We start from the raw sequence: 3,434 nt of genomic DNA, 5'->3' as shown, positions 1-3,434 counted from the left end.
GCGACGCAACTGAACCCGTCGAATCCAAGCACCGCGGAACCTGCCGCATATTAAGTTAAATTATTGAAATAATTGGATAAAAAGAAACCCTAGCCAGGGGGGAGCTAGGGCTTAGGCTGTTGAATAAGCAAGACAGGCGTCTCGCTTATTTGTGTCAATTATATGTGATATTTCAGGAAAATCAAGTAGATTTTTTCCCGGACACGATCTCGGCCGTGTCCATAGCGATGACCAGTTCCTCGTTGGTGGGCACCACGAGCACCTTGACCGGAGAGTCGTCGGTGGAGATGACGGCTTCCTTGGCGCGCAGGCCGTCGTTGCGCTTCTTGTCCAGCTTGATGCCCAGGCGATCCAGCCCGTCGATGGATTTTTCCCGGATCAGGGGGCTGTTTTCCCCTATGCCGGCGGTGAACACGATGCAGTCCAACTGACCCAAGGCGGCCGCGTAGGCACCGATGTACTTTTTGATCCGGTACGCGTAGATGTCGATGGCGAGACGGGCCTGCTTGTCGCCCTTCTGATAAAGGTCCTCGAGGTCGCGCATGTCGCTGGATTGCCCGGAGATGCCGATCAGGCCGCTGAACTTGTTGAGCAGGTTGTTCGCTTCGCGGACGGAGATCTTTTCCTGGTCCATGATGTGGATGATGATGGCCGGGTCGATGTCGCCGCAACGGGTGCCCATTACCAGCCCTTCCAGCGGCGTGAAACCCATCGTGGTATCCACAGATTTCCCTCCCCGGACGGCGGTGGCGCTGGCGCCGTTCCCCAGGTGCAGCGTGATCAGGTTGGTCTCACTCGCCTTGGTTTTGAGGATCTCGCACGCGCGGCGGGCGACGTAGAAGTGGGAGGTCCCGTGGAAGCCGTAGCGTCGGATGGCGTACTTCTTGTAGAGCGCATACGGAATGGGGTAGATGTAGGCGTGCTCCGGCATGGTGGTATGGAAGGCGGTGTCGAACACGCCGACCATGGGAACGTTGGGCAGGATGGCCATCGCCGCCTCGATGCCCACGATGTTGGGCGGATTGTGCAGCGGGGCCAGCTGAATGTTGTCTTTGAGGGTCTGGACCACGGCGTCGGTGATTCGCACCGAGCCGGTGAACGTCTCACCGCCGTGTACCACCCGGTGGCCGATCGCCTGAATCTCGTCCAGACTCTTGAGGATGCCGAGCTCCGGCTCCACCAGCAGGCGGATGATCGCCGAGATGGCCATGGCGTGGTCCAGCAGTTCGGTCTCGCGGACGATTTTTTCGCCGCCGGGACGCTCCACGTCGATGATGGCGCCCATCATGCCCACCCGATCCGCCTTGCCCACGGCCAGGTTTTTCTGGGTGGTGGTGTCGATGAGCTTGTACTTGACCGTCGAGCTGCCGCAGTTCAGTGTGAGAACGATCATGACTGCACCCCTTTACGCCTTGGCGACTCGCCGCCTGCGTTCGTCATACTTGAAGAAGCCCTCGCCGGACTTCAGGCCGAGCTTGCCCTCGCGGACCATCTTGCGCAACAGCGGGCTGGGCCGGTACGTGGGGTCGCCGAGGTTGCGGTAGATGGAGTCGAGGGAATCCAGCACCACGTCGATCCCAATCTGGTCGGCCAGCGCCAGCGGGCCGAGCGACAGATTGTAGCCGAGGTGGATGGCGTCGTCGATGTCGTCGGCCGTGGCGAGGCCCTCCATCAGGACCTGGACCGCCGTGTTGATCATGGGCAGGATGATGCGGGACGTGACGAAGCCCGGATACTCGTAGATTTCGATAGCGCGCTTGCCCAGGGTGTCCATGAGGCGTTTCGTCTCGTGGACCACCGCTTCGGAGGTTCGGATCCCCTTCACGACTTCCACGATGACGCTGGCGGGGATGGGGAGGATGAAGTGCAGGCCGATGAGGCGCTCGGGCAGGCGGAGGTGGCGCTGGATGTCGGAGATCGAGATGGTGGTGGTGTTGGTCATGAACATGGTGGTTTCGGGGCAGACAGACTCCATCTCGAGGAAAAGATCCCGCTTCTCCTCAAAGGTCTGTCCCTTGGCCTCGATCAGGATCTGGGCCGCCTTCAGATCCTGGCGGTTCGTCGTGGTTTTGATGCGCTTCAGGATGGCCTTCTTGTCGCCGACGGTCAGTCCCCAGCGGCTGATCTCGTGATCGATGGCGAGTTCGATACCGGCGACGCCGCCGCGCAGCCAGTTCTCCTGTTCGTCCCACATGACCACGTCGAGTTTGGCGTGGGCGACGTTCTGGGCGATCCCTTGCGCCACCTGACCGCACCCCAACACGCCGATGGTAGTAATTCTCATGAATGCCTCACTGGAATTGAATCAAGGAAAAGACGCGGCAGGCCGAGCACCCGGCTTGCGCTCAGCGGATTTTGACTCCGAACGTCCACTGGATCTCGCCGTTGCTTCGCTCGTAGAACGAGGTCTCGGCGTCGAAGTTGTCACGGCTCCAGCGGATGTAACGGAACTCGAAGACGTACAAATAATTGGTGGAGGGTATCTCGAAGCCCGCGTTGAAGTAAACCCCCGTGTTGAAACGGGTCCGGTAGTCGGGAATTGTCTCGAAATCCGGCAGCGCTTCGTCAGCCGTTCCATGGGTGCCGCCCGAACTCACGGTTTCACCGACGATGGCGTCCATCTGCAGACCGGCGCCCACGAACGGACGCCCGTTGAACTGCTTGAAGACCATCTTCACGCCTACCGGGAAATCCAACGTGTGGAAATAGTTGTGAAAGTCTCCGGTCACCGGGGGATCGCCGGCGGTCATGAACTGGCCGCGCATGATCAGGAGTTTGTAGCCCAGCCCAAAGGTCATGTGCAGGGGCGGCATCTTGTCGGGCAGGAGTTGGTAGTCGTAGAACGCCTCGGCCATGAAACCGGTGCGGCCGTCGATCTCCAGCGATTCGAACGGATTCAGGGGGGAATCGGGGATGGCATCGAACTGGTTTTGAACGACGCCGAACTTGAGTCCGTACTGGAAGCGCTCCTCGATCTGGGCGGGAACGAAGATTGTGGAGACGATTAAAATCAATACGATATAAGGTAACCGGTTCATGAATACAACCTCGCGGACAGAGTCGCCAATGACGGATCATCATGCCACGAAGCGCTGTAAGATTCAATTGTTTTTAAACACGAGTTTTGAAATAATCGGGCGGGAAAGTCCCGATCCATGGTGTATTCCGTCTATCAGCAGCGCGAGGAGATTCTGGCCGTGATGCCGGTCTGGTTCGGGCTGGGGGAATTCCGCGCCGTGGCGCGACTCTCCCGGGACGCCGCCTGGCAGACCTGCCGGTACTGGGCGGCCGCGGGGCTGGTCCGGATTGAATCGCGCGGTGTGTTGCGCCGGCAGGGGGTCGCCTGCGCACTGCCGGCCGCGCTGCATCATGCGCAGGCCGCCGGAGCCGCCGGATACTTCACGGGCCGTGCGGCGCTGCAGCTGGCCGGACTG

General features: G+C 60.2%; 4 protein-coding genes. 1 reads left to right on the top strand and 3 read right to left on the bottom strand.

The features are described from left to right. Nucleotides 1-181: 181 nt before the first annotated feature. The 3 genes from GX414_05920 to GX414_05910 form a co-directional block, all read right to left on the bottom strand. Nucleotides 182-1,393 carry an acetate kinase gene (locus GX414_05920; protein ID NLI46629.1) on the bottom strand — a complete coding sequence of 404 codons (1,212 nt, stop codon included), beginning with the start codon at nucleotides 1,391-1,393 and terminating at the stop codon, nucleotides 182-184. A gap of 12 nt (nucleotides 1,394-1,405) precedes the next feature. Continuing rightward, nucleotides 1,406-2,284: a 3-hydroxybutyryl-CoA dehydrogenase gene (locus GX414_05915; GenBank protein NLI46628.1), complete on the bottom strand. Its 879-nt coding sequence runs from the start codon at nucleotides 2,282-2,284 to the stop codon at nucleotides 1,406-1,408. Nucleotides 2,285-2,345: 61 nt separating this feature from the next. Continuing rightward, a complete protein-coding gene (locus tag GX414_05910; protein ID NLI46627.1) occupies nucleotides 2,346-3,038 on the bottom strand; it encodes a PorT family protein in 693 nt (230 codons plus the stop codon). 117 nt (nucleotides 3,039-3,155) lie between these two features. Here GX414_05910 and GX414_05905 point away from each other — a divergent pair. Continuing rightward, nucleotides 3,156-3,434: hypothetical protein (locus tag GX414_05905; protein ID NLI46626.1), on the top strand; the 279-nt coding region annotated here is incomplete at its 3' end.

It is taken from the genome of Acidobacteriota bacterium (assembly GCA_012517875.1).
GTDB lineage: Bacteria > Acidobacteriota > JAAYUB01 > JAAYUB01 > JAAYUB01 > JAAYUB01.
Note: the sequence above shows the minus strand (reverse complement) of the source record. Positions and strands in the feature narration are given on the sequence as shown.